General features: G+C 61.4%; 15 protein-coding genes and 1 pseudogene. 9 read left to right on the forward strand and 7 right to left on the reverse strand.

Annotated features, from left to right (window positions below; genetic code table 11):
• The first annotated feature begins 281 nt into the window (after positions 1–281).
• From ACYG97_RS18020 to ACYG97_RS18040, 5 genes and pseudogenes are all read left to right on the forward strand, one after another.
• Positions 282–1241: a LysR family transcriptional regulator gene (locus ACYG97_RS18020; RefSeq protein WP_023686474.1), complete on the forward strand. Its 960-nt coding sequence runs from the start codon at positions 282–284 to the stop codon at positions 1239–1241.
• Between the two features lie 152 nt (positions 1242–1393).
• The gene (locus ACYG97_RS18025; RefSeq protein WP_023686475.1) at positions 1394–2407 is read left to right on the forward strand and encodes an amino acid ABC transporter substrate-binding protein; all 1014 of its coding nucleotides are present in this window, start codon (positions 1394–1396) and stop codon (positions 2405–2407) included.
• A gap of 170 nt (positions 2408–2577) precedes the next feature.
• Entirely contained in the window at positions 2578–3765 is a 1188-nt protein-coding gene (locus ACYG97_RS18030; protein ID WP_023733528.1) for an amino acid ABC transporter permease, read from the forward strand.
• Between the two features lie 18 nt (positions 3766–3783).
• Positions 3784–4909, forward strand: a pseudogene (locus ACYG97_RS18035) (amino acid ABC transporter permease).
• 49 nt (positions 4910–4958) lie between these two features.
• Positions 4959–6191 carry a MalY/PatB family protein gene (locus tag ACYG97_RS18040; protein WP_050586810.1) on the forward strand — a complete coding sequence of 411 codons (1233 nt, stop codon included), beginning with the start codon at positions 4959–4961 and terminating at the stop codon, positions 6189–6191.
• 169 nt (positions 6192–6360) lie between these two features.
• On the opposite strand, the gene ACYG97_RS18045 is transcribed toward ACYG97_RS18040, so the two are convergent.
• The 4 genes from ACYG97_RS18045 to ACYG97_RS18060 all read right to left on the reverse strand — a co-directional run bounded on the left by ACYG97_RS18045 (position 6361) and on the right by ACYG97_RS18060 (position 14007).
• A complete protein-coding gene (locus ACYG97_RS18045; protein WP_156937180.1) occupies positions 6361–10887 on the reverse strand; it encodes an autotransporter outer membrane beta-barrel domain-containing protein in 4527 nt (1508 codons plus the stop codon).
• Positions 10888–11102: 215 nt separating this feature from the next.
• Positions 11103–11258 (reverse strand): hypothetical protein, encoded by a 156-nt coding sequence (locus ACYG97_RS18050; protein ID WP_156033724.1) that lies wholly within the window; start codon positions 11256–11258, stop codon positions 11103–11105.
• A gap of 469 nt (positions 11259–11727) precedes the next feature.
• Entirely contained in the window at positions 11728–12021 is a 294-nt protein-coding gene (locus ACYG97_RS18055; RefSeq protein ID WP_023704064.1) for a hypothetical protein, read from the reverse strand.
• 192 nt (positions 12022–12213) lie between these two features.
• Positions 12214–14007 carry a PAS domain S-box protein gene (locus tag ACYG97_RS18060; protein WP_023733531.1) on the reverse strand — a complete coding sequence of 598 codons (1794 nt, stop codon included), beginning with the start codon at positions 14005–14007 and terminating at the stop codon, positions 12214–12216.
• 155 nt (positions 14008–14162) lie between these two features.
• Here ACYG97_RS18060 and ACYG97_RS18065 point away from each other — a divergent pair, with 155 nt between their 5' ends.
• Positions 14163–14531, forward strand: a complete 369-nt coding sequence (locus ACYG97_RS18065; RefSeq protein ID WP_023671108.1) for a response regulator — start codon at positions 14163–14165, stop codon at positions 14529–14531.
• Between the two features lie 431 nt (positions 14532–14962).
• Here ACYG97_RS18065 and ACYG97_RS18070 read toward each other — a convergent pair whose 3' ends face one another.
• The gene (locus tag ACYG97_RS18070; protein WP_023807227.1) at positions 14963–15121 is read right to left on the reverse strand and encodes a hypothetical protein; all 159 of its coding nucleotides are present in this window, start codon (positions 15119–15121) and stop codon (positions 14963–14965) included.
• A gap of 129 nt (positions 15122–15250) precedes the next feature.
• Positions 15251–17251 carry an AI-2E family transporter gene (locus tag ACYG97_RS18075; protein WP_023698764.1) on the reverse strand — a complete coding sequence of 667 codons (2001 nt, stop codon included), beginning with the start codon at positions 17249–17251 and terminating at the stop codon, positions 15251–15253.
• 184 nt (positions 17252–17435) lie between these two features.
• Here ACYG97_RS18075 and ACYG97_RS18080 point away from each other — a divergent pair, with 184 nt between their 5' ends.
• Both ACYG97_RS18080 and ACYG97_RS18085 read left to right on the forward strand, forming a co-directional pair.
• Positions 17436–17669, forward strand: coding sequence for a hypothetical protein (locus ACYG97_RS18080; protein WP_023671105.1), 234 nt, complete (start codon positions 17436–17438; stop codon positions 17667–17669).
• A gap of 238 nt (positions 17670–17907) precedes the next feature.
• On the forward strand, positions 17908–18948 hold the full coding sequence (locus ACYG97_RS18085; protein ID WP_031262125.1) for an aminopeptidase: 1041 nt from the start codon (positions 17908–17910) through the stop codon (positions 18946–18948).
• Positions 18949–18977: 29 nt separating this feature from the next.
• On the opposite strand, the gene ACYG97_RS18090 is transcribed toward ACYG97_RS18085, so the two are convergent.
• Positions 18978–20183, reverse strand: a complete 1206-nt coding sequence (locus ACYG97_RS18090) for an ROK family transcriptional regulator (protein ID WP_031262127.1) — start codon at positions 20181–20183, stop codon at positions 18978–18980.
• A gap of 145 nt (positions 20184–20328) precedes the next feature.
• Here ACYG97_RS18090 and ACYG97_RS18095 point away from each other — a divergent pair, with 145 nt between their 5' ends.
• Positions 20329–21594 carry an ABC transporter substrate-binding protein gene (locus ACYG97_RS18095; protein ID WP_023733534.1) on the forward strand — a complete coding sequence of 422 codons (1266 nt, stop codon included), beginning with the start codon at positions 20329–20331 and terminating at the stop codon, positions 21592–21594.
• The last annotated feature ends 14 nt before the right edge of the window (positions 21595–21608 follow it).

Raw genomic sequence — 21608 nt, forward strand, 5'->3', positions numbered from 1 at the left:
TTATCAAGCCAATGAAACCGCCTGCGATTTCCCACCCAGCGGGTGCGGCTGACTTTATTTCACATGCTCGCCCTGGGTTCATGGCGGATTGCGGCTTGCTCGCGAAGCCAGGCGCAGAAATGCCGCGGAGCCATGCGGCGGTCGTCGTCACCTGGTCCGCCAGAGTTTCAAAGGCGTAGCGCCGAACCTCTGTCTTCACTCTTCGTGCCCCATCTGTCACCGTCGCAACCAACGCGGTAGTGCCGCCTGGTGCGATCTCAGGTCGCAGATGAGGTAATTCCATGAATTATAACGATATCGACCTCAATCTATTGCGGGTCTTTGACGTGATGATGCGGGAAAGGAGCGTCACGCGGGCGGCTACCGAATTAGGCAGAACACAATCCGCTGTAAGCCACTCCCTGTCGAAGCTTCGGTATCTATTGCAGGATGAATTGTTCACCAGAGATGGCGGCGAGATGCGGCCGACTCCCCGGGCAGTTGAGCTGCTGTCGAATATTTCCGCCGCACTCGCAACGATCCGCGCATCGATCGACCGGCATCAGATCTTCAATCCAGCAACGACGCGGCGCAACTTTCGCGTTGGACTTACAGATTATCATGCCATGGTTTTCATCCCGGGCCTCATTCGAGAATTTTCCAGGCAAGCTCCTGGCGCGACGCTGAACGTCATTCCCGCAAACGGACCCGAAATCGGTTCATCGGTCTATCTGAGACAAGTTGACTGCGCGCTGACGGGAGCAGCGATACGCGACGACCCAGGTCTCTTGAAGGTGGAGCTTGGCCAGGACCGATTGTTTTGCGCAGTGTGGAGCGGAAGCAAGATCGCCAGAAGCGCAATGACGCTGGAAACCTATCTGGCCAGTTCCCACCTCCAGATTTCCGCAGATGGCCTGGCGGAAGGCCTCGCGGATGCCGCCCTCAAACAGATGGGTCTTCGCCGCAATGTCGTTGCGACCATCTCGAACTATCCGGTGCTGCCCTGGGCGCTTCGCGGCACTGAACTGATTACCCATTGCGGTGATGCCATCCTGCAAATGCTGGATGAGAGGAGTGAGGTGACGTTGGTCCCGCCACCCCTTCCGATAGCGAATGTGAATGCCTGGCTTATTGTTCACCGCCAGATGGCGAATGACCCGGGAACCAGGTGGCTCCGGGAAATCATCGTGGGAATCTACAACGAATCGCGGAGCAAGAGACACCAAGGCACCGTCGGAGCACCGGGGTCGGCCGTAAAATAGGTCGCGCGCGCTGCTTCACCACTCAACCGCTTTTCAGCTGGGAGTGCTTCGCAACTATGAGCAGCGCTCATTTTCACCATGAGAACAATCGATTTGACGAATACTTGGGCTGGAGAGCACATTCCCTTCAACAATAACAGGGGAATGCCGAAATGAGATCAACGTTCAAGGGCCTACTTGCCCTCGCCATCGCGTGCACCGCCTCCTCGGCGTGGTCCGCAACCCTCGATAATGTCAAGAAAAATGGCGTGCTGACCTGTGGCACGAATTCGGCCACGGCTGGCTTCAGCCTTCCCGACAATGAAGGCAAATGGACCGGATTTGTCGTCGATTATTGTCGCGCCGTGGCCGCTGCCGTGCTCGGGGACGCGCAAAAGGTCAAGTTCATCCCATTGACGCCAAAGGATCGCTTCACCGCCTTGCAGTCGGGAGAGATCGACATTCTCGCCCACAACGCAACCTGGACATCGTCCCGCGATACGTCGCTAGGCATACTGTTTGCCGGCACGTATTTCTATGACGGCCAGGGGTTCATGGTGCGCAAGGCGGACAATATCACGTCAGCCAAGGGACTTGACGGCGCATCGATATGCGTCACCCAGGGCACCACGACCGAGTTGAACCTTGCCGACTATTTTCGCTCGCAGTCGATCAAGTACACGACGGTTGGTTTCGCAGACGAGGAAGCTGTAGTGAAGGCTTATGAGGAGGGACGTTGCGACGTCTTGTCCGCAGACACCTCCACCTTGAACGCGTCGCGGCTTCGCATGGCCAAGCCGGACGACAGCATTGTTCTTCCCGAGCTGATCTCCAAGGAGCCGCTTGGCCCGGCCGTGCGGCAGGGTGACGACCAGTGGCTCAATGTGGCGAAGTGGACGCTCTACGTCATGGTGGCCGCGGAGGAATACGGGGTCACCTCCAAGAACGTCGATGCCATGAAATCGTCGGACAACCCCAGCATCCGCCGCTTGCTTGGCGTGGACGGCAGCATAGGCAAGGACATCGGGCTCGGCGATAACTGGCCGGTCGAGGTGATCAAGCAGGTCGGCAATTACGGCGAAGTGTTTGATCGCAATGTCGGCAAGGATTCGCCGCTGAAAATGGAGCGCGGCATGAACGCGCTCTGGAACCAAGGCGGCGTTCAATACGCTCCGCCGATCCGCTAACGCATGTCGCTCAAAAATGGCCCCGGTTTTGAGACACGACATGCATAACGAAGACCCTAAAGCGCGTCGCCTGAGTCCGTTCAATGGCGACGCGCTTTAGGCAAAGGCATGGTTGCAAGGCGCTGGCGTGTTACCGTCAGCGCCTTGCACGGACCCGATAGGAACAGCCCATGTCCCATTTGTCGCTTCCCGCGCCGTCGCGCAGGAGGTTGTCGCTGCACGATACGAAGGTGCGGGGCATCTTCTACCAGCTCTTGCTCGCCGGCTGCCTGCTGGCCTTGGCCCTGGGCATCGGCATGCAGACTGCATCGAATATGCGGGTCCGGGGGATTCCGCTCTCATTCGACTTTTGGAATGAGTCTGCCGGCTTCGACATCAATCAAACCCTGATACCGTACGATGCATTGTCCAGCTACGGTCAGGCGTTCTGGGTGGGAGTGGCCAACACCCTCTACGTCAGTCTCCTCGCAATCCTGTTTGCGACCTTGCTTGGCTTCGTCATCGGCGTTGCCCGCCTGTCGCCGAACTGGATCGTTTCGAAGGTGGCGACCGCCTATGTCGAGCTTGTGCGCAATGTTCCGTTATTGCTGCAGCTGCTGTTCTGGTACAACGCCGTCCTCAAGCCGTTGCCCTCGCCGAAGGCGTCCATCGCCATTCCCGGCGGCATCTACCTCAACAATCGCGGCCTCATCGTTCCGGAGATTCATCTGCATCCGGGAGCGGGGCTGGTGGGCTTGGCATTCGTTGCGGCCATTTCCTGCTGCGTTGCATTCTGGTTTCGCGCCAGGAGCGTCCAGAGACGGACGGGCAGGCAGCTGCCGGTGCTTCTGGTCAGTCTGGCGACCTTGATAGGATTTCCGTTGGTCCTTTTCCTGGCGGCTGGCGAGCCGGTCTCGTTCGTCGCCCCGCAGCTACGGGGTTTCAATTTTCAAGGCGGGCATCAGCTCTATCCGGAGTTTGCCGCTCTCCTGATCGGTCTGTCGGTCTACACCGGTTCATACATCGCCGAGATCGTGCGAGGTGGAATCCAGGCAGTGCCAAAGGGCCAGACCGAGGCTGCGCATGCGCTGGGGCTGGCGCCGGGCAAGACGCTTCGTCTGGTCGTCGTTCCCCAGGCGCTGCGCATCATCATTCCCCCTTTGACAAGCCAGTATCTCAATCTCATCAAGAACTCGTCGCTTGCCGTGTTCATCGGCTATCCCGACCTCGTTCAGATCTTTGCAGGCACGGTGCTCAACCAGACCGGAGCCGCCGTCCAGGTCATGGCGATTACCCTGTCGGTCTATCTCGTTATCTCCCTTGCCACGTCATTGGCCATGAACGCGTGTAACCGACATTTTGCAATCGTTGAAAGGTGACGGATGAGCGATCAGTCCATGCGTTCGCCAGTTGACGTCAGCGCGCTCATACCAGCCATGGCGCCTCCCGCGGACGTTCGACCGGGTCCAGTGAGCTGGATGAAAAAGAACCTGTTTTCGACGCCGTCTTCAGGCGCGCTGACAATATGCTTTGTCCTCCTAGCCGCGTGGCTGCTGCATCACTTCCTGAGCTTTGCGATCTTCAACGCGGTCTGGAGCGGCGGCCATGAAGCTTGCCGTGCGAACAGCCAGGGGGCTTGCTGGCCTTTCATCGCCGAGAAGTTCGACTACCTGCGATACGGCGCGTATCCGGTTTCCGAGCGGTGGCGCGTGGACCTTGCGCAGGCGATCGGCGCCATCCTCATCGTTTGGCTCCTGTGGACGAAGGCTCCGCGGCGCAAAGTGGCGGCGTTGCTGTTCTTCCTCGTCTACCCCGTGGCCGCGTTCGTTCTCGTGCGCGGCGTTGCCTGGCTTCATTTGCCTGTCATCGATACGACGCTCTGGGGCGGTCTCTTGATCACGTTGCTGATGTCGATCGTGGGTATCGTCTTCTCGCTACCGATCGGGGTTATCCTGGCGCTTGGGCGCAGGTCGGAACTCCCTTTCGTCAAGACGGTTTGCGTCACGTTCATCGAAGTCGTCCGCGGCGTGCCGTTTATCACAGTGTTGTTCATGGCGAACTTCATGATGCCGCTCTTCGTCCCGGATTATCTGACACCTGATCGTCTGTTGCGCCCGCTCATCGCGATAGCGTTGTTCTCGTCCGCCTATATGGCCGAGGTCGTGAGAGCCGGCCTTCAGGCGATCCCGAAGGGCCAACACGAAGCGGCCAAGGCGCTCGGGATCGGCTACTTCGACATGATGCGCCTGATCGTCCTCCCTCAGGCGTTGACGATCGTCATACCGAGTATCGTCTCGACCTTCATCGGTCTGTTCAAAGACACGACTCTGGTCGCCGTCGTCGGCATCGCGGATTTTCTGAAGGCCCGTCGAAACGGCGCGCGTCGATCCGAACTGGGCAGGCCCGACGATCTCATCAACCGGCTACCTCTTTGCGGGGCTGGTCTACTGGAGCTTTTGCTTCGGCATGTCGCGTTACTCGCAATCTATGGAGCGCCAATTGGCGCGTGGCCACAAATCCTAGGAGGCGCTGATGATGCCGCAAGCAATGCCCGCGGCAAGGTGACTATCAAATGGCTTGTGCAGACACGCCCGCATCGGCGCTTGGGCAACGACATATCGCGGGAATAGATTTCGACCAGATCCACGACCGTCAGCAGTTCGGATCCGTCAAATGGGCCAACCAGTGGGACGAGTTCTCTCCCCAGGTCGAGGGCCAGGACCTGCTGTCGCTGTGGACGGCGGATATGGACTTCCGCGCTCCGGAAACCGTCATCGCGCGACTGCGCGAGGCCGCGGAGCATGGCATTTACGGCTACACACGCCGCGATCCGCGCCACTATGAGATCGTGCAATCGTGGTTCGCGCACCGGCACAACTGGTCGCCGAAACTGGAGAACTTGCTTCCCGCGCCGGCGATCATGCCGTCCGTGGCTGCGATACTGCGAACCTTCACCAAGCCCGGTGACTGCGTCATTGTGCAGTCGCCCGTGTACTCGCCCTATTTCGAAGTGGTTCAGGGAAACGGCCGCGTTCTCCTTACGAACCGGCTGAGGCTGCAGAACAACAGATATGAGCTCGATCTCGAGGATTTCGAGAAACTGGCGGCCGGCGGCGCCAAGGCATTCCTGCTGTGCAATCCTCACAACCCTGCCGGAATGGCCTGGACACGCGAAGAATTGGCGGCGCTCAACGACATCTGCGAGCGTCATGGAATCCTGGTGATATCCGACGACATTCACTGCGACATAAGGTTGTCGGATCGTCCTCACATCGTCTTCTCCTCCATCTCGGAAGATGCTGCGGAGAAATCGTTCATCTGCACCGCTCCAACGAAGACTTTCAATCTTGCCGGGGTTCCTTCGGCAACGATTTCGGTAGCCAGCAAAAAGCGCCGCGAGGCGCTTCTTGCCGCAATGCAGGCGTCATTCATGGTGAATGCGAACTTTTTCGGCCGCCTGGCCCTGGAGGTTGCTTACAGCAGCGGCGCGCCATGGCTCGACCAACTCACGCGCTACATCGCCGGCAACATCGATCTGGTTTGCGAGTTCGCCGGTGAACACCTTCCAGGCATCACGCCCATGCGGCCCGACGCATCGTTTCTGGTGTGGTTGGATGCGTGCGCGCTCGATCGCCGAGTGGGTGGAATTCAGAAATTCTTTGTCGATCGGGCCGGGGTTAATCTCTATGACGGCCGCGTCTATGGGCCTGGCGGCGAAGGCTTCATTCGCCTGAATGTCGGCTGCCCGCGTCCTCTGTTGCGCCAAGGACTGGAGCGCATGTCCAGCGCGCTGGCATCCCTGTGATCGACCGCCAGGGTGCTTCGGATGCGAGCCTGGTACTTGATGCCGGCAGCCGGTAAGGAAACGTCCAGGGCCGACGAGCCGGATGACCGCAAGTCCGGATTCCATAGACCTCGGCAGCCTTGCCGGCCCGACCCTCAGGCCAAGGTCGACATGTCCATCTCGATCGCCGCTACCATTTCACAGCGAACCCGAGTTTGGCGCCCAGGGCATGGCTGTCGCCAAAATCCTTGAGGCTTGTCCGCGCTGTCCCTTCTCCGAAGACGGCGTAGCGACCGTCCGCCCAGCTCAGCGAGCCACCAAGGCCGACACCGCCCCACAGCGCCTGATTTTCGCTGACCAGTTTCGTGCCAGACACATCGACATCATTTCCGTCGAGGAAGTCGTAGTAAAGGTTGCCGAGCCCGTAAATGTGCGTGCGGCTGACTTGCCCCGCATCGTCCACCCACTGGTCTTCATAGTCCGCGGAGAGGCCGAGGCGGCCGACGAGACTGTTGCTGCTGCCGGGCGACACGACGGCGCCAAACGGGTCGGTGAACGCGTCGAAGTCGACCGAGGAATAGGCAAGCTGGGCCTGCGGCGTCAGCGACCAGTTGCCGTTGAGGGCGATCTTCTGTCCGGCCTCCACGCTCAGCCCGTAGCCGAAACCGTTGTTGCCGTCCGCAAGCGTGGTGCTTAGCGTGGCCGACCGGATGTCACTGTCATACCATGTCGCCTCAGCCTGCGCGTCGACGTAGAAGCCACCGCTGCCGAACCAGGTGAGCGTGCTGCCGACGCCGTAGCCGGTGGCAGCGATCGACCCTGCCCCGAAGATCGAGGAGACGTCCGACGACGCGGTTCCGTAGTGGGCCGTAATCCCTCCGATCAGGGTACCGGCGTCGCTTTCGTGCAGCAGGCCATCGACGCCGGCCTGCAGCTTCCAGGTGGTCACGTCATAGTTCGTGCCGGAGGTCGACGTCTCCGGCTTGATCTCGGCATGGGCAGCTTCGATGCGCGCCCATATCGCCTTGCCGTCGACCGAGCCCTGGCCTGGCAGGTCCGCACCTTGCGGCGTAGCACCCTCGCCCCACGACCGATTGCCAATGCGTTGCTGCATGGTGCCCAGTTCATTGAAGGCCTGCAGCACCCCTTCATAGGCCTCGTACAGAGGCACGCCGGGCGAATAGAGCGGCTGCGGATCGGGATCGCCGTTGACCAGGGCCGAGCGCAGATACCAATCGCCATCGGCCGGTGTGCTGACGCCGTTCTTGTAGAGCCTGTATGCGTAGGCGCCCGCGACGACCGCTGCATCGTCTTCGAAGGTATAATTGCCGTCGAGCGAGAAGCTGCCGTTTGAGACGCCGCCGACGTCGACGATCTTGATGCCTCCGACCGTTTGGGCGCCCGACCCGCCGAAATTGACGACCTGAAGGGTACCCGTCCCTGACGTGTTGCCGGCGATCACCAGCATGTCTGTCGGCGAACCGTCACCACCGAGCGCAGCGTTGAGAACGACGGCGCCGCTATTGCCGACATAGTCGCCGCTTACGGTAAGTGTGTCGCCTGGGACGCCACCCGCGATGCGCACCGTTCCGGCGTTGCTCAGCCCCGCAATCGTCTGGGACGTGCCGGCAAGATCGAGCGTGGCGCCCGAGGCGACGGAAAACTGCGAGGAGGAACTGAACGCGTTCGCAGCGCCCGCGGCAAGCGTGCCGCCGCTGACCGTAGTGGCGCCGGTAAAGCCTGAGTTGTCCAACGCAAGCAGCAGCGTGCCTTGGCCGTCCTTGATGAACGTACCGGCGCCCGAGAGCACGCCGGCATAGCTGGCGGAGGCGACTTGGTCGAATGTGAAGGAGGCGCCGGCGCCGATCGCGACATCGCCACCGAAGCGCTCGGCTGCCGAGACGAGGCCGCCTTGATTGACGGTCCAGTCCAGCAGCGACGTGCCTGACAGCGTCAGCACGCCGGCGCCATCCTTCATCATTGCGCCGGTGCCGGAGATATCGCCGGCGAAGCTGGCGTCCGCCGCCTGGTCGAACACGACAGTGCCGGAATTGCCGATGTCGCCACGAATCGAGGTTGCATCGCCGACCAGCGTGCCAGCGCTGACCAACGTGTTGCCGCCATAGCTGTTCGTTCCCGTAAGCGTCAGCGTGCCGGCGCCGGTCTTGGCAAGGCTGCCAGCGCCAGAGATCGCACCGGACAAGGTCAGGTCGGCCACAGTGTCGAAGGTGCCGCCGGCCGACGAAAGCGTGACGTCGCGCGCCGAGCTGAACGCCGCTGTGTTGCGCAGCGTCCCGCCGGAGAGCGTCAGGCCGCCAGCGGCAACGCCGAGATTGTTGTCGGCTGAAACAGATAGCACGCCGCCCAGGACGGTGGTGCCGCCCGTGTAGGTGTTGGCGCCGGACAGCACCAGCGTGCCCGCATCGGTCTTGGTCAGGCTGCTGGTCCCGGTTAGCACGGAGGCGATGGTGGCGGTGTAACCTGCTCCGGCCACCGTGCCGTCGCCGACCCGAATGATGCTCTCGCCGCCAGCGCCATCAAGCGTGATGGCGTCGCCTTCGATGCGGTAGCCATCGGCGGCGAATTGCATGCCCGTAATCGCAAGCGCGCCGGCGCTGCCGTCGGCGATGACGGTGCCGCCGAGCGTCTGGAAGATGGCGAAGCCGGGCTGCGGCTTCATCGCGCCAGTTACCAGGCCGGTGCTCGTCGTCCAGTTCAGGCTTGTCGCCGTCCACGTGCCGTTGCCGCCGTCGACCAGATCATTGTTGGCATTGCCGGCCGCGTCACCATCCCAGAAGAGCAAGTCGGTGCCGACGCTGCTGACGAGATTGACCTGGTTGGCGACGGAGGTCTGCACCGTCAGGTCGGCGGCCGTGACACCGGCCGGCAGATTGCCGAGCTCGAGACCATTGTCGGTGAGTGCGCCGCCATAATTGATTAGCCGGTAGACGCCAGGCCCGAAGCCGCCGACATCGGTGATGTTGAGGCTGCCGTCCAGCGTCAGCGCGCCGGTCACCTCGATCAGGTCGTTGACACCGCCGCCGACAATGCCCGCCTGGCCGAGCTCGTAGTCGAGCATAGAACCGGAGCTCAGGCTGAGGGATCCGACCGTAAGCGTGCCAGGGCTGGACCCCGGCGCCAGCACGCCGCCATCGGCGACGATCACCGCGCCGCCTATCGAGCCGGAGCCGCCCAGCGTGCCGCCGCTGTTGACCGTCGTTTCGGTATTCCCAAGCGAACCTTCGACGACGAGCTTGCCCCCGTCGACCGTGGTGCGGCCGGAATAGGTGCTGTCGCCGTTGAGCACCAGGGTGCCGGCGCCCTCCTTGTAGACGCCGCCCACGCCGCTCAGCTCGCCATTCGCGGTCAGCGTCGTACCCGCCGCCGCGCGGAAGTAGCCATAGGCGGAAGTGAGCTTGACATCGCGGCTCATGGCGAAGCTTGCTGTCGTGCCGAGTTCGCCGCCGTCGAGTGTCAGCAGGCCCGTAGCGGCACCCAGATTCTGGTCCGACGCGACCGAGATGCTTTTGCCGGTCCCGACCTTGGTGCCGCCGCTGTGGGTGTTGGCACCGGTCAGCGTCAGCGTGCCGAAGCCTTCGATGTCGACGCTGCCCGAGCCGGAGATATTTCCGCCGAAGGTGTGGGGGCCGAGGTCGAGAAACGAGACAGCGCCGTTGTCCAGGATGTCGCCACGGATCGCCACGGTGTTGCCGGCAAGCGTTCCTGCATTGACGATGTTGCCACCCGTATAGCTGTTGGACAAATTGCTGACGTTGAGCGTGCCGGCGCCGCTCTTGACCAGTGTGCCGGTGCCGGTCACCTGGCCTGACACGTCCAACTGCGTGCCTGCCACCGTGTCGAACCCGCCGGTCGAATTGATCAGGACATTGCGATTGGTGGCGAAGCTGGTGGTCGTGCGCAACGTGCCGCCGTCGAAGGTCAAGCCGCCCGAGAGGGCGCCCAGATTGTTGTCACTCGAAATTTGCAGGGTCCCGCCGGACAAGGTCCAAGGCGTGACGGCAGTTGTCGTCCCCGTTAGGGTCCAGGTGCTGTTTCCGGTTTTCTCGTAGAACCCAAACCCGTCATATTTGGCGCCAGCGCCGATCTGCGACACACCGAAACTGGCGCTGATATCGCCACCCAGCTTGAATGTATCCGCGGCGCTGAAAGCGACCACATTGCCTATGATGGTGGAGCCGGCCTGAATCTCCAGCGAATTGACGCCGCCGGTGAACTGGATGGCTTTGCCGGCTGCCGGCGTTCCGCCACCGGTGCCGACGGCACCGCCGCTGATCGTACCCGCATTGATGACCGCGATGTTGGCGCCCTTGATCCCTGCGGCGCCATCGCCGCCTGCCAAGGAGCCCTGACCGCCACTGCCGCCAACGATCGTCGCACCTAGCTTGTTGATGACGGTTCCACCTGAAAGCAGCAGAACAGCGGCGCCACCGTCCCCACCGCCGCCGAGAACTGTTCTTCCACCGGCACCCCCGAGCAGATTCCCGCTGTTCTGGATTGTCCCGCCGCCCATCAGGACGATGGCAGCTGCGCCGCCGCCACCACCTGCTTGGACCCCAATTGTGGAAAGACTCGTGCCGCCGGTAACGCTGCCGCCCGCCTCTACAAACACGTTTGCGGACGAGAATATGCCGACGCCGCCACCACCGCTGCCGCTGTTGCCATTGGTCCCACCTCGGCCGCCAGTGCCACCACTCACCGATCCTGTGCCAGTAACTGTAACGTCGGCCGTGGCACTGACGCCCACACCGCCACCGCCACCGCCGCCGCTCCTGACGACGCCATTCGTGCCAGGGGAGCCCAAAGCGCCGGCCCCGCCGCTGATGCTGGTTGCAATGGTCCCGTCTGTCGAGATGACCAGACCCGTAGCACCAGTGGCACCGGCAACGCCATTTGGGTTGTTGGCTGTCCCACTTACCGCTCCCGATCCTCCTGGCGCCCCGTCACCCGTCGTGAGGTCAATGCCGCCACCACCGCCACCAGCGGTCGCGCCATTGGCGGCATTCTGACCCGTGGCACTCGCGAGCGCGCCGTCAACGCCACCTTGTCCAGCGCCTGCGCTGCTACCATTGCCGCCATCGGCCCGAGCCGGCGCGGCGCTCAGCGCAAGGGCAACAGTTAGGATCGTCAAGGCGGAAGTGCCGGAGCGAAGCGACACGACTTGCGGCAAGCGCGCGAGATGCAAAACCCAAAACCCATCACGCGCAATCCGCTCCGCCATGCCTAAGCTCCCTGATTCCTGAGTGCGCGAAGGCAGCATGAAAGCTATTCGCCCGCAAGAAGTTTATAGTCGTGAGAGCTACCAAGAAGCTAACGGTGATCAGTAAAATGAAGTCTGCGACTTTTGAGCGACAGAAAATAGTCAATATTAGATATAGCTTATTAAACAGAGACCTTACGGAATCGCGAGAACAATCTCGCTGCATGAATTTATGCGGAAACGTTCGGACCTCCTGGGCCCAGCCGATCCCATCGGGCGGAGGTGAGTTTCGCCTCTACGGGGCGATGAGGCGCTAGGCTGCCCCTTGGGCGACCCTCACTATCCTGCAAGAAGTGATTCTGTAATCGACTCCCACTCTGCGTCTAGCTTGCCAGTTGCCACAGGCTGCCCGGCGCGGCGGTACCAGTAGGCTGCATTAGAAAGGTCGCCTTCTTTGCGGTGCAGATAGGCATGAACCCATACAGAGGCCGGATCAGATTCGTTGGCCTGCACACACTCATGCGCCCGCTCCCAATCGCCCTGTCTATCCCACCATAGAGCGTGGAGCGCCATCCCAAGATTCGCCGGGGGCTCTACACCCTGAAGGGTCGCACGGAACTCGTCGATGTCCATAGTTACCTCGCCTCTGGCTACGCCGGTCCTGTCCCGTTCCGTGCAACGAAATGCGCCCTCTGCCGGTGATTTGCTCTGCCGACTTTAGCAATGGCTCTGGCGATCTTTAGCGGAAACGGGGTTTTCGCTCGGCAAAGGCCGCATCAAGGGCTTCCAATTGACGAATGCTCGTTGCAGGGCTGCTTCCTGCTTCTAAGCTTCATGGTCGGCAGAAGCTGCCACGGAAACCAAAGGCGCTTCCAGGCTCCATGTTATGCCATGCGGACCGTGTTCGAGGATTCCCTTCCCACTAACCGCTGCGGGCGCGACCCGCTTCAGCACCACGGTTCCAAAGCCACCTTGTCCGACAGTCTGAACCTGCGGCCCATCGGTTTCGACCCAGGTGAGGTGAAAGAGCCTCGAAGCACCGGAACCGGTGATGCCCCATGCGACCGAAATCCGGCCCTTGTCCCCTGAGAGCACGCCGTACTTGGCCGAGTTGGTCGCCAATTCGTGGAAGGCAATCCCGAGATACTGAACAGCGTTGGGACTGAGCACCAATGATGGGCCCGACATTTCGATCACATCCCCCCGCGGGAAAGGCTCGACCTGGGCCGCCAAGAGGTCGCTGATCGTGGCACCCTTCCAATCCGCCGATACAAGCAGGTCGTGAGATCGTGACAACGCCATGATGCGCTCGCGCACCTGGGTTTCAAATTGTTTTGGCGTCTCCGATCGCTTGTTGGTCTCCCGGATCATCGACAGGATGACCGAATACTGGTTTTTCACCCGGTGGTTGACCTCGCGCATCAGCATGCGGATGCGGTATTCATTCTCCTTCGCCGACGTGATGTCTCGCGCTATCTTCGATGCGCCGGTGATCTGCCCAGTTGCGTTACGCACGGGCGATATCGTCAGCGAAACCGGAACCAGGCTGCCATCCTTGCGCAGGCGGGTCGTTTCGAATGGTTCGACGCGCTCGCCGCGGCGAATGCGTTGGAGGATGCGGGGTTCCTCGTCCTGATGGTCTTCGGGGATCAGCATGGTCACCGACCGGCCAATCGCTTCGTCGGCGGTATAGCCGAAAAGCCGTTCGGCGCCGTGGTTCCAGCTTTTTATGATGGTGTTGAGATCCTTGCTGACGATAGCGTCAAATGAGGATTCCACGATCGCTGACAGGTGCTGCCTGGTTTCTTCGGCACGCTGGCGGTCCGTCAGGTCCAGCAGCATGTTGACGGCGCCAATCAGAGCGCCGTGCTCGTCCCGCAGCGGTGTCGGGTAGGGCAGGAACGGAAAAAACGATCCATCGGGACGCTGCGCAACAGCTTGCTGATTGCGGACCGGCCTGTTCTCCTTGAGCGCGATGGCCATCGGGCATTCATCGTGCGGCAATTCCTTGCCGTCGGCAGTGAACAGCTTGAACGTCACACACCATTTATCCTTGCCGATTTCAGGCTCCCTGCCTGCCAGATCGGCCGCGGCGCGGTTGTAGTAGGTGATCGTCCCATCCTGATCGGTCGTGTAGATGGCGACGGGTAGGCCGTCGAGTATCTGGTGATAGGTACTGTCATGCTGCCTGAGCTCCGAGCGGGTGTGTACCAAGTCGGTTACATCGACCGTGAAGCACCGGGTGTTGATCAGCTTGCCGTCCCGGAAATGTCCGCTTGACGTGACTTCGACGTGCTTGATCGATCCATCGCTGGCCCTCAATCGCGCCGGATATCTTACGATCTTCTCGCCATTGGCAAGGCGAACCAAAATGTCCTCTATGACGTCCCGGTCGGGATAGAACTCGGCGATGTGGCAACCGAGGTAGTCCTCCGCAGGATAGCCGAGAAGGTCGAGCTCAGCCTGATTGGCATGCACGATCAAGCCGTCTGCGTTCACCAGATGCAGGGCAACGGCGCCGTTTTCGAAGAAATCCTTGTAATCGAAATCCAGACCGTCATTGCTGGACACTCCCGGGTTTTCGAAGGCGAGAACAGTCGCCTGTGTTGCTTCATGCATCCCAAACACCTTGTCCAGTCCAACCAAATATAATGCGGCTTGGATCAGTTGGTTCCCATTGCTCGCGATCTCGACCCGCTGCGTACGGGAACTCGATCCTAAAAGGGGCGTAGCCTCGACTCGTCTTCCATCTACAAACGTGCGATGATCCGCGCATGGGCAAACCCTTGGTCCTTGTCGTTGACGACGAAGCCTTGATAGCACTGGATATGGAGTCCACTCTTTCGGAGGCGGGCTTTGCCGTGGCATTGGCGGCGACATGTTCCCAGGCGAAACGTTTTCTTGCGGACCATACCCCCGCCGCAGCGATCCTGGACGTCAGGCTGTCGGACGGCGAGGCTGTTGACGCGGCAAAAACCTTGGCAGGGCGGGCGGTTCCTTTCATCGTCTATTCCGGCCTGGGGCTCGAGGAAACCCCCGAAGCGTTCTCGTCTGGCGTAAGAGTGATGAAACCCGCCGGACCTGCAGAGGTGGTCCGGGCTCTCAAAGCGATGACCGCCGGGCAGCAGAAGGCGACGGGATAGCCGTGCTCTGAGCACCTTCGGTCTAAATAAGCCAGGCGCTGCCGGAGCAGCTGCCGCGCCTCACGGAGCAGCGAGTTGCGGCCGGTGCCGATCAGGCGAACAAGTTCGCGCCCGTGATCCTCGGTGATGCCGGTCTCCCTGGCAATTGACAGCACCAGTGCTTCTTCCCTTCCACTTTCTTAGGGTCGTGCGTTGCCCGTGCTGATCATGCCTTCTCCATCGGCTCAACGCCAAGATCTGAGAGAGACTCATTCCTCGACGCACGGTCAACCTCGTTGTGCCGCGTTTGAACGGCAGAGATAGCGGCTCAATTATTGCGTTGCCAGGATCGATCCTGGCACAGCCAAGTGGCCGATCCATTCGCACGATAATGCGCCCCGCGCAGGGACGGCGCCAGCACGGGCCAGATCGACCGGACAGATTGAGCAGTCCTATGCCTCTCCGAACTCGGCTTCGTTTCTCGACTTCGGGTGCCGCTCATAGTCAACGGGCGGCGGCAGGAGCATGATTTCGGTCTCCTTGCGGCCGAACTCTCGGCCGATCTGGAACGCCGCGTAGATCGCGCCGAGGCGGATAAGGAATCTGAGCATGGGGTTCTCCTTCGGTGTTAGGAACCGCAAGGCCGCGAGATTGTTCCATGGCTTGCGAGTGGGGGACGATCTTGCCGTCTCACCAGGCATTCCAGCGCCGGCGCGGCAATCTGAGACATGGCGGTGCGGCTAGGCTGTTGCGGCCGTTGCCTGGGCCGGGATCCGTTTTCGAGGGGCCGGACGCCGTCGATCGCGGCGTTTCGAAACGACTTTGAGGGGAACGGCCGGCGCTGGAGAAAGTGCGCCAAGCACAGCGTTGACCATGCCGTGGGCTACGAAATCGGCGCTGATGTCGGCGGCCAAAGCTTGCCTTTCTTGCCCGACATCGCCCTGCTCCGCGTCTGACCAGAACACAATCCCAATTCTCAAACCTGCCTTGGCGCGCTTCAGTCTGCGGACCAGAAAGCGGGCATGCTTGAGCGAATCCCGGTTCAGGAAACCGACCACGACGGTGTCGATCGCCTCTAGTTCGAGACGACGAATACCTGCCGGCTCCATATCGACAAAACTGGCCTTCGCCACCGTAGCACCTTGCACCTCCAGCACCTGAGCGAGCATGGCGGCAGCGGCATCGTCGAGTTCGCCGCGACCGCCGGCACAAAGCACCGACATGTCCTTGCCGTCGGGCAGCTCGATCTCTTCCTCTTCGACGCCATCTGTTTCCCTGCTCGCGCTCCCTTCCGCGGTGGTTGCCGGCGCATCTTCCTCGCTTGCCTCTTCCTGTGCATCGTCGGCAAGATTTGCCACAAGAATTTGGGCGCTCGCCGCCACCTGCCTTCGCTGTTGATCGCCCATCACGCCTCGCATGCGGTCCTGCTCGCCCAACAGGAGAGCAGGAATGGCGACCGTGTCGTAGAAATCGATCAGGTACTTCTCCTCGAGGATCTCCTCGGCATGGTCAGTTGCCTCGTCGGGATCGCCGGCCAGGAGCCGTTGATAGAGCCGGGCGTGAGGTTCAAGGACGGGCTCGTTGCCAAACAGGACGTCGAGAAATTCGAACTGCGGAACATGTCGCCCGAGGACGACGAGGCAAACTGTCAGCGGCGTCGAAAGGACCAGGCCGAGTGGCCCCCACAACCATGTCCAGAAAATTGCCGCAACGATGATTGCCAAAGGAGAAAGTCCCGTGCGCGAGCCATAGAGCCACGGTTCGATGACGTTGCCGGTTACCAATTCCATCACGACAAACAGTGCGGCGGTCCACAGCACCAGCGACCAGCCGGGCGCAACCGCCAAGGCCAGAAACAAGGGCAGCAGCATGCCGATAACAGGGCCGATATAGGGAACGAAGCGCAGCGCCAGTGCCAGCAACCCCCACAGCAGCGCGTTGGGAATGCCGAGCACCCAAAGGCCAATCGCGATTGGTATCGCGTAGACGATGTTCACCACCAATTGCATGATCAGATAACGGCCAACCCGTTTGCCGGCATCCTGCAATGCCTGCGTTGTGCGATGGAGGTCGCCATAGCCGACGAGGCGGATAAACCGGTCGCGCAGATCCTCGCGCTCAAGCAACATGAAGATGACGACGATGATGATCAGGCCAGCTGATGCCAGCGGGCTGATCAACGGTCCGATGATGTTCTGCAATACCTCCAGAGGTCTCTCGCGGGCGACGATCTCGACGGGAACAGGCTCGCGCCGGGGCTTGTCGGCCGCAGGCGGCGCCACATCCTGCTTGTCGATCTCCTGACCGACGCGCTCGATCACCCCGCTCAGCCTGGCAATTATGCCGCCACCAACGCCCGTCTCCTTGAGGGAACGCACCTTGGTCAAAATGTTTGTCTGGTAGACGGAAATGTTCTGAGCAAGCTCGCTTACCTGGGTCGCAACAATGAAGCTGAACAGGCCCAGGGCCGCGAATGCGCCAATCACGCTCAGAAGCACTGCAGGCAGCCGAGGCAAGCCGACACGCTTCAGTGCGGAGACCATCGGCACCAGCGCAAAGGTCAAAAGCAGCGCGATGGCAATGGGAAGGAACACCTCACGACCGAAATACAGCGCAGCTACTGTCGTGACGATGGTTGCCACGGTAGGCAGAGCTGTGCGCGGATGGGCATTGCCTGCCGCAAGAATCCGTCCTAGCCCCCGCTCGGACGATGAGATGTCGTTTCGACGATTGGCAGCCACGTGATTCCCCCCGTTTCCTACCGATAGTTAGACCCATTCGCCTGCCGGGCAATGTTTAGCAGGGCCGAATACATACGTTTTGCGGTTTTGCGCCCTGGGCGCTGTGCTCCGACGGTTCAGTCGATATCGTCGGAGCCGCAAATCTGTGGTAAAGCCGCCGCCCAACCAACCAAAGGACGACACTGTGAGCGAACCGACTGTGGCCGAAGCGACCGAAAGTATCTATGCCTCGCTGCGGGCGGACAATGCCGACATCGACGCCCATATCGCGACGCTCAAGGCAGCGCTGACACGAGAGGGCGCAAAACAGGCGGTGTTCGATCCGGCAAAATTGGCGCAGAACAACCGCTCGGGCCGTAAGTTGATGCAGGCTTATTTTCGCCAGCGCGGCGTGAGCGTGAGGTTTTCGGACCAGTAGCGCGCGGCAGCTTGGGGGAACCGCGTCTCGACGGACGGTCCGTATCTCGCCCGCTCCGCCCTGCGGTGGACTTTCGTCAATCCTAGGCGAATGCCCGCATTGCCCCTGCCCAGGTCGGTGTCACCCCCTGCCCCTGCAGCTCTTGACGGAAACCGGTGCCTCCTGTTTGAGGGGGGACCAGGACGTTGCTGCATGGGGAGATGGGCAAGGTGGGCAAACAGTGAAGCGCGTTCTTCAGATGCTTGCCGCGGCGATCATCGCGTCCGGGGCGACCGGCTGCACGAGCATTTCCTACTACGCGCAGTCGTTGCAGGGTCACGCGCAGATCATGGCCGCCCGCAAAAATATTGGAAAACTCATCCGTGATCCTTCGACGCCTGAGGCATTGCGCGCCAAATTGACGTCGGCCAGCGCCATAAGACGGTTTGCGACAGATGAGCTGGCACTGCCCGAGAACAGCAGCTACCGCAGCTATGTCGACATCCATCGCGACGCCGTGACCTGGGCCGTTTTTGCCGCGCCGCAATTCTTGCTGGCGCCACGAACATGGTGCTTTCCGGTTTTCGGCTGCGTTCCATACCGGGGTTATTTCTCCCGGAAATCCGCGGCTGAAAGCGCTGTCGAGCTTCAAAGACAAGGCCTCGACGTCTATGTCTCGGGCGTCACCGCCTATTCCACGCTTGGCTGGTCGAGTGACCCGCTGCTGAGCACCATGCTGCGTCAGGACGACACCTATCTCGCAAGCCTTGTTTTTCATGAGCTGGCGCATCAGCGCCTCTATGTGGATGGCGATTCCGCATTCAATGAGGCGTTCGCCGTAGCCGTCGAAACCAGCGGCGTCAGGAAATGGCTCCGCGCCGCCGGCGATCGGGCCGGATTGCGCCGCTACGAAGCCGATCGCAAGCGCAGCGCCGATTTTCTCGGGCTGGTGGCGAGGACGCGCGACGAGCTAAGGCAGGTCTATGGTAGTCCCCGCACCCCGGAAAAGATGGCGGCCGCCAAGGCAGCAACCATCGACCGGTTGCGGGCGCGCTACCGGCAGATGCGCGACAGGCACTGGGCGGGATACCGTGGATACGACGCCTGGTTCGATGCCCCGATCAACAACGCAAAGCTCGCCGCAACTTCTGTCTACGGTGAACAGGTTCCGGCCTTTCTTCGCTTGTTCGACCTGTGTTCGGGCGACTATCCAAGGTTTTACGCTTCTGTCCGGCGGATCGCGGATTTGCCCAAATCGTCACGCGCCGAAGCGCTCAAGGCTGCGGACACGTGCAATTGACTTGAACAAGCACAGGCTGGTCCTGACGATCACCCCAGCGACAGTTCCTTCGTCTGGTGTCTCAAAACGAGGCCGACCGCGCCCAGCAAGGCATCGTTCTCGGTGTGCCTGCCAACGATGATGCGCGTGCGCAGCGCGGGAGCGACATCCCGGGACTTGATCAGCGTGTGGCGTTCATAGGACGCGATCAGCGGCGTCAACAGAATGTCCCCTGCCAAAGCCATGTGGCCGCCGATGATGATAAGCGGCGGATTGAGCACCGAGCCGATCAGGCCGAGACCCCGGCCGGCGATCTCGGCGGTATCCTCGATCATCCGCAACGCCCTGACGTCGCCCTGCTCGGCCATGGCGATGACATCGTCCATGGTGACTTGCCGCCCAACGACACGCGAAATCTGTTCCAGCGGCCGGGTAAAACTCGCGTAGAGCTCCAGGCATCCGCGATTGCCGCAGCGGCAAAGGTCGCCGCCGGGATCGATGCTGATGTGCCCGAATTCGCCGGCGCCGCCGGCGACGCCCGTCACCAGCCGGCCATGCTGGACAATGGCGCCGCCGACACCCAGATCGATCTTGAACAGCACGAAATCGTCCTGGCCGACGGCCGCACCCCACATCAGCTCGGCAATGGCCGCGCAGTTGCTCTCATTGTCGGCGAAGATCGGCTGTTCCAGAACGGGTCCAAACACATCTCGTATGTTGACGCCGGCCCATGTTGGAACCATGCTGGCGCGCAGCACCACTCCATCGCGGCTGACAGGGCCGGAGACGGAGACACCAACCCCCAGGAGCCCCGCCATCGGCAGACCATTTTCCCTGTAGGATTGGGCAATCGCCGATTTGACCGCCCGGGCCGCCTGTTGCGGCTGGTAGTCCAGCGCCATTGGAATATTTTGTTCGGCAATGACGGAATGCGAGACATCGGCGACGATGAGCCGTATCTGCTGAAGAGCCAGGTGAATGCCGACGCAGGTGCCCGCTGTCGGATTGAGCGTCACCGCCGCGGCTGGCCTGCCGATGCCTCTGATGCCGTCGCGGCTGGTCGGGGCTTCGATCACCATTCCAGACCTTTTCAAGCCGTTAAGCGCGGTTGACACCGTCGAGCGCGCCAGACCGGTGGCGCGTGCGATCTGCAACGCGGAGAGTGCGCCGCGCTCGCTCAGGCAGCGCACGATCATGCTCTCCGGCGACGCGGAGGGTCTGTCGATCAGCCAGGTTCTAAGCGAAGGTTTTGTCATGGCTCAACATAAACATCGTTGACTGATAGATCCAATATGTCATCTTGGAAAGAACTCGAGATTGACGCATCTCGCCGGCGGCGGCTTCAAACCGCGGCCATAAGCGGTCGAGACGAACCGTGCAACACGATATGGGAGTGAAACGATGAAGTCCGTCATGACCGCGCTTGCGGCCGCTGCTGCGTGCACATTTTTCGCCGGGGCAGCCTTCGCCGAACCCAAGACGAACCTTTTGCACCAGTGGGCGACCGGATCGGACGCCCAGGCGATCGCCAAGCTCGGCGAGATGTTCACCGCCAAGGGCGGCAAATGGGAACAGACCTCGATCGCCGGCCACACCGCCAATACGCTGGCCAAGCTGCGCGCCGACGTGATCGCCGGCAATGCCCCGCCTGCCGTGCAGCTCAAGGGCCCGGAAATCGCCGAGTGGAACGAGACCGGCATGACCGCCGATCTCGACGAGTTGGCGGCCTCGGAAGGGTGGGAGAAAGTGGTGGCGCCGGAATTGCTTCCGGTGATGAAGCCGACCGGCAAATGGGTCGCCGCGCCCATGAACATTCACCGCATCAACTGGCTCTGGGCCTCGCCCAAGGTCATGCAGGCGGCCGGCGTGGCGGAAATGCCGAAGACCTGGGCCGAATTCAACGCCGCCTGCGACAAGATCATCGCCACAGGCAAGATCTGCATCTCGCATTCGACCGCCGACTGGACGGATTCGACGGTGTTCGAGGTCGTCCTCTACGGCCAGGACATCGATCTTTACCGCAAGGCCTTTGTCGAAGGCGATGTCGAGTCCATGCGCAGCCCGGGAATGGTCAAGGCCTTCACGCAGATGCGCCTGATGACGAGCAAATACATGGATCCGGGCATGGTCGGCCGCGACTGGGATTCGATGTCGGCGCTGGTCGGCAAGGGCGACGCGGCGTTCCACATCATGGGCGACTGGACGATCGGCCTTTTGACCGCCGCCGGCTTCAAGGAAGGCACCGACTATGTCTGCGCCCAGGCGCCGACCGATTGGGGCAAACCCGGCTTCATCCTCAACTCGGACTCGGTCGTGTTCTTCAAGCAGAAGGACCAGGATTACATCGACGGCCAGAAGCTGCTGGCCAGCCTGATCCTGTCGCCCGACTTCCAGACGGTCTTCAACCAGGCCAAGGGCTCGATCCCCGCACGCCTGGATATCGATCTGTCGAAGGGCTTCAATCCGTGCCAGCAGCTCTCGCAGAAGGATCTGCAGGCTTCGATCAAGGAGGGCACGCTGGTCCGCTCGATGGCGCACAACATGACCATCCCGCAGAAGATGCGCGGCGCGATCATGGACTCCATTACCGAGTTCGTGGCGACGCCGGACATGTCGCCCGAGGATGGCGCCAATGCGATGGCCGACGCGGCGGAAGCACAGAAATAGACGGGAATGGCCGG

This window comes from Mesorhizobium sp. W067, assembly GCF_054719525.1.

What these genes read in the sequence shown, in the direction of transcription:
- ACYG97_RS18020 (WP_023686474.1), top strand. Translation starts at nt 282, where the DNA reads ATGAATTATAACGATATCGACCTCAATCTATTGCGGGTCTTTGACGTG.
- ACYG97_RS18025 (WP_023686475.1), top strand. Translation starts at nt 1,394, where the DNA reads ATGAGATCAACGTTCAAGGGCCTACTTGCCCTCGCCATCGCGTGCACC.
- ACYG97_RS18030 (WP_023733528.1), top strand. Translation starts at nt 2,578, where the DNA reads ATGTCCCATTTGTCGCTTCCCGCGCCGTCGCGCAGGAGGTTGTCGCTG.
- ACYG97_RS18040 (WP_050586810.1), top strand. Translation starts at nt 4,959, where the DNA reads ATGGCTTGTGCAGACACGCCCGCATCGGCGCTTGGGCAACGACATATC.
- ACYG97_RS18050 (WP_156033724.1), bottom strand. Translation starts at nt 11,258, where the DNA reads ATGGTAGCAGCGCAGGCGCTGGACAAGGTGGCGTTGACGGCGCGCTCG.
- ACYG97_RS18055 (WP_023704064.1), bottom strand. Translation starts at nt 12,021, where the DNA reads ATGGACATCGACGAGTTCCGTGCGACCCTTCAGGGTGTAGAGCCCCCG.
- ACYG97_RS18060 (WP_023733531.1), bottom strand. Translation starts at nt 14,007, where the DNA reads ATGCATGAAGCAACACAGGCGACTGTTCTCGCCTTCGAAAACCCGGGA.
- ACYG97_RS18065 (WP_023671108.1), top strand. Translation starts at nt 14,163, where the DNA reads ATGGGCAAACCCTTGGTCCTTGTCGTTGACGACGAAGCCTTGATAGCA.
- ACYG97_RS18070 (WP_023807227.1), bottom strand. Translation starts at nt 15,121, where the DNA reads ATGCTCAGATTCCTTATCCGCCTCGGCGCGATCTACGCGGCGTTCCAG.
- ACYG97_RS18085 (WP_031262125.1), top strand. Translation starts at nt 17,908, where the DNA reads ATGCTTGCCGCGGCGATCATCGCGTCCGGGGCGACCGGCTGCACGAGC.
- ACYG97_RS18090 (WP_031262127.1), bottom strand. Translation starts at nt 20,183, where the DNA reads ATGACAAAACCTTCGCTTAGAACCTGGCTGATCGACAGACCCTCCGCG.
- ACYG97_RS18095 (WP_023733534.1), top strand. Translation starts at nt 20,329, where the DNA reads ATGAAGTCCGTCATGACCGCGCTTGCGGCCGCTGCTGCGTGCACATTT.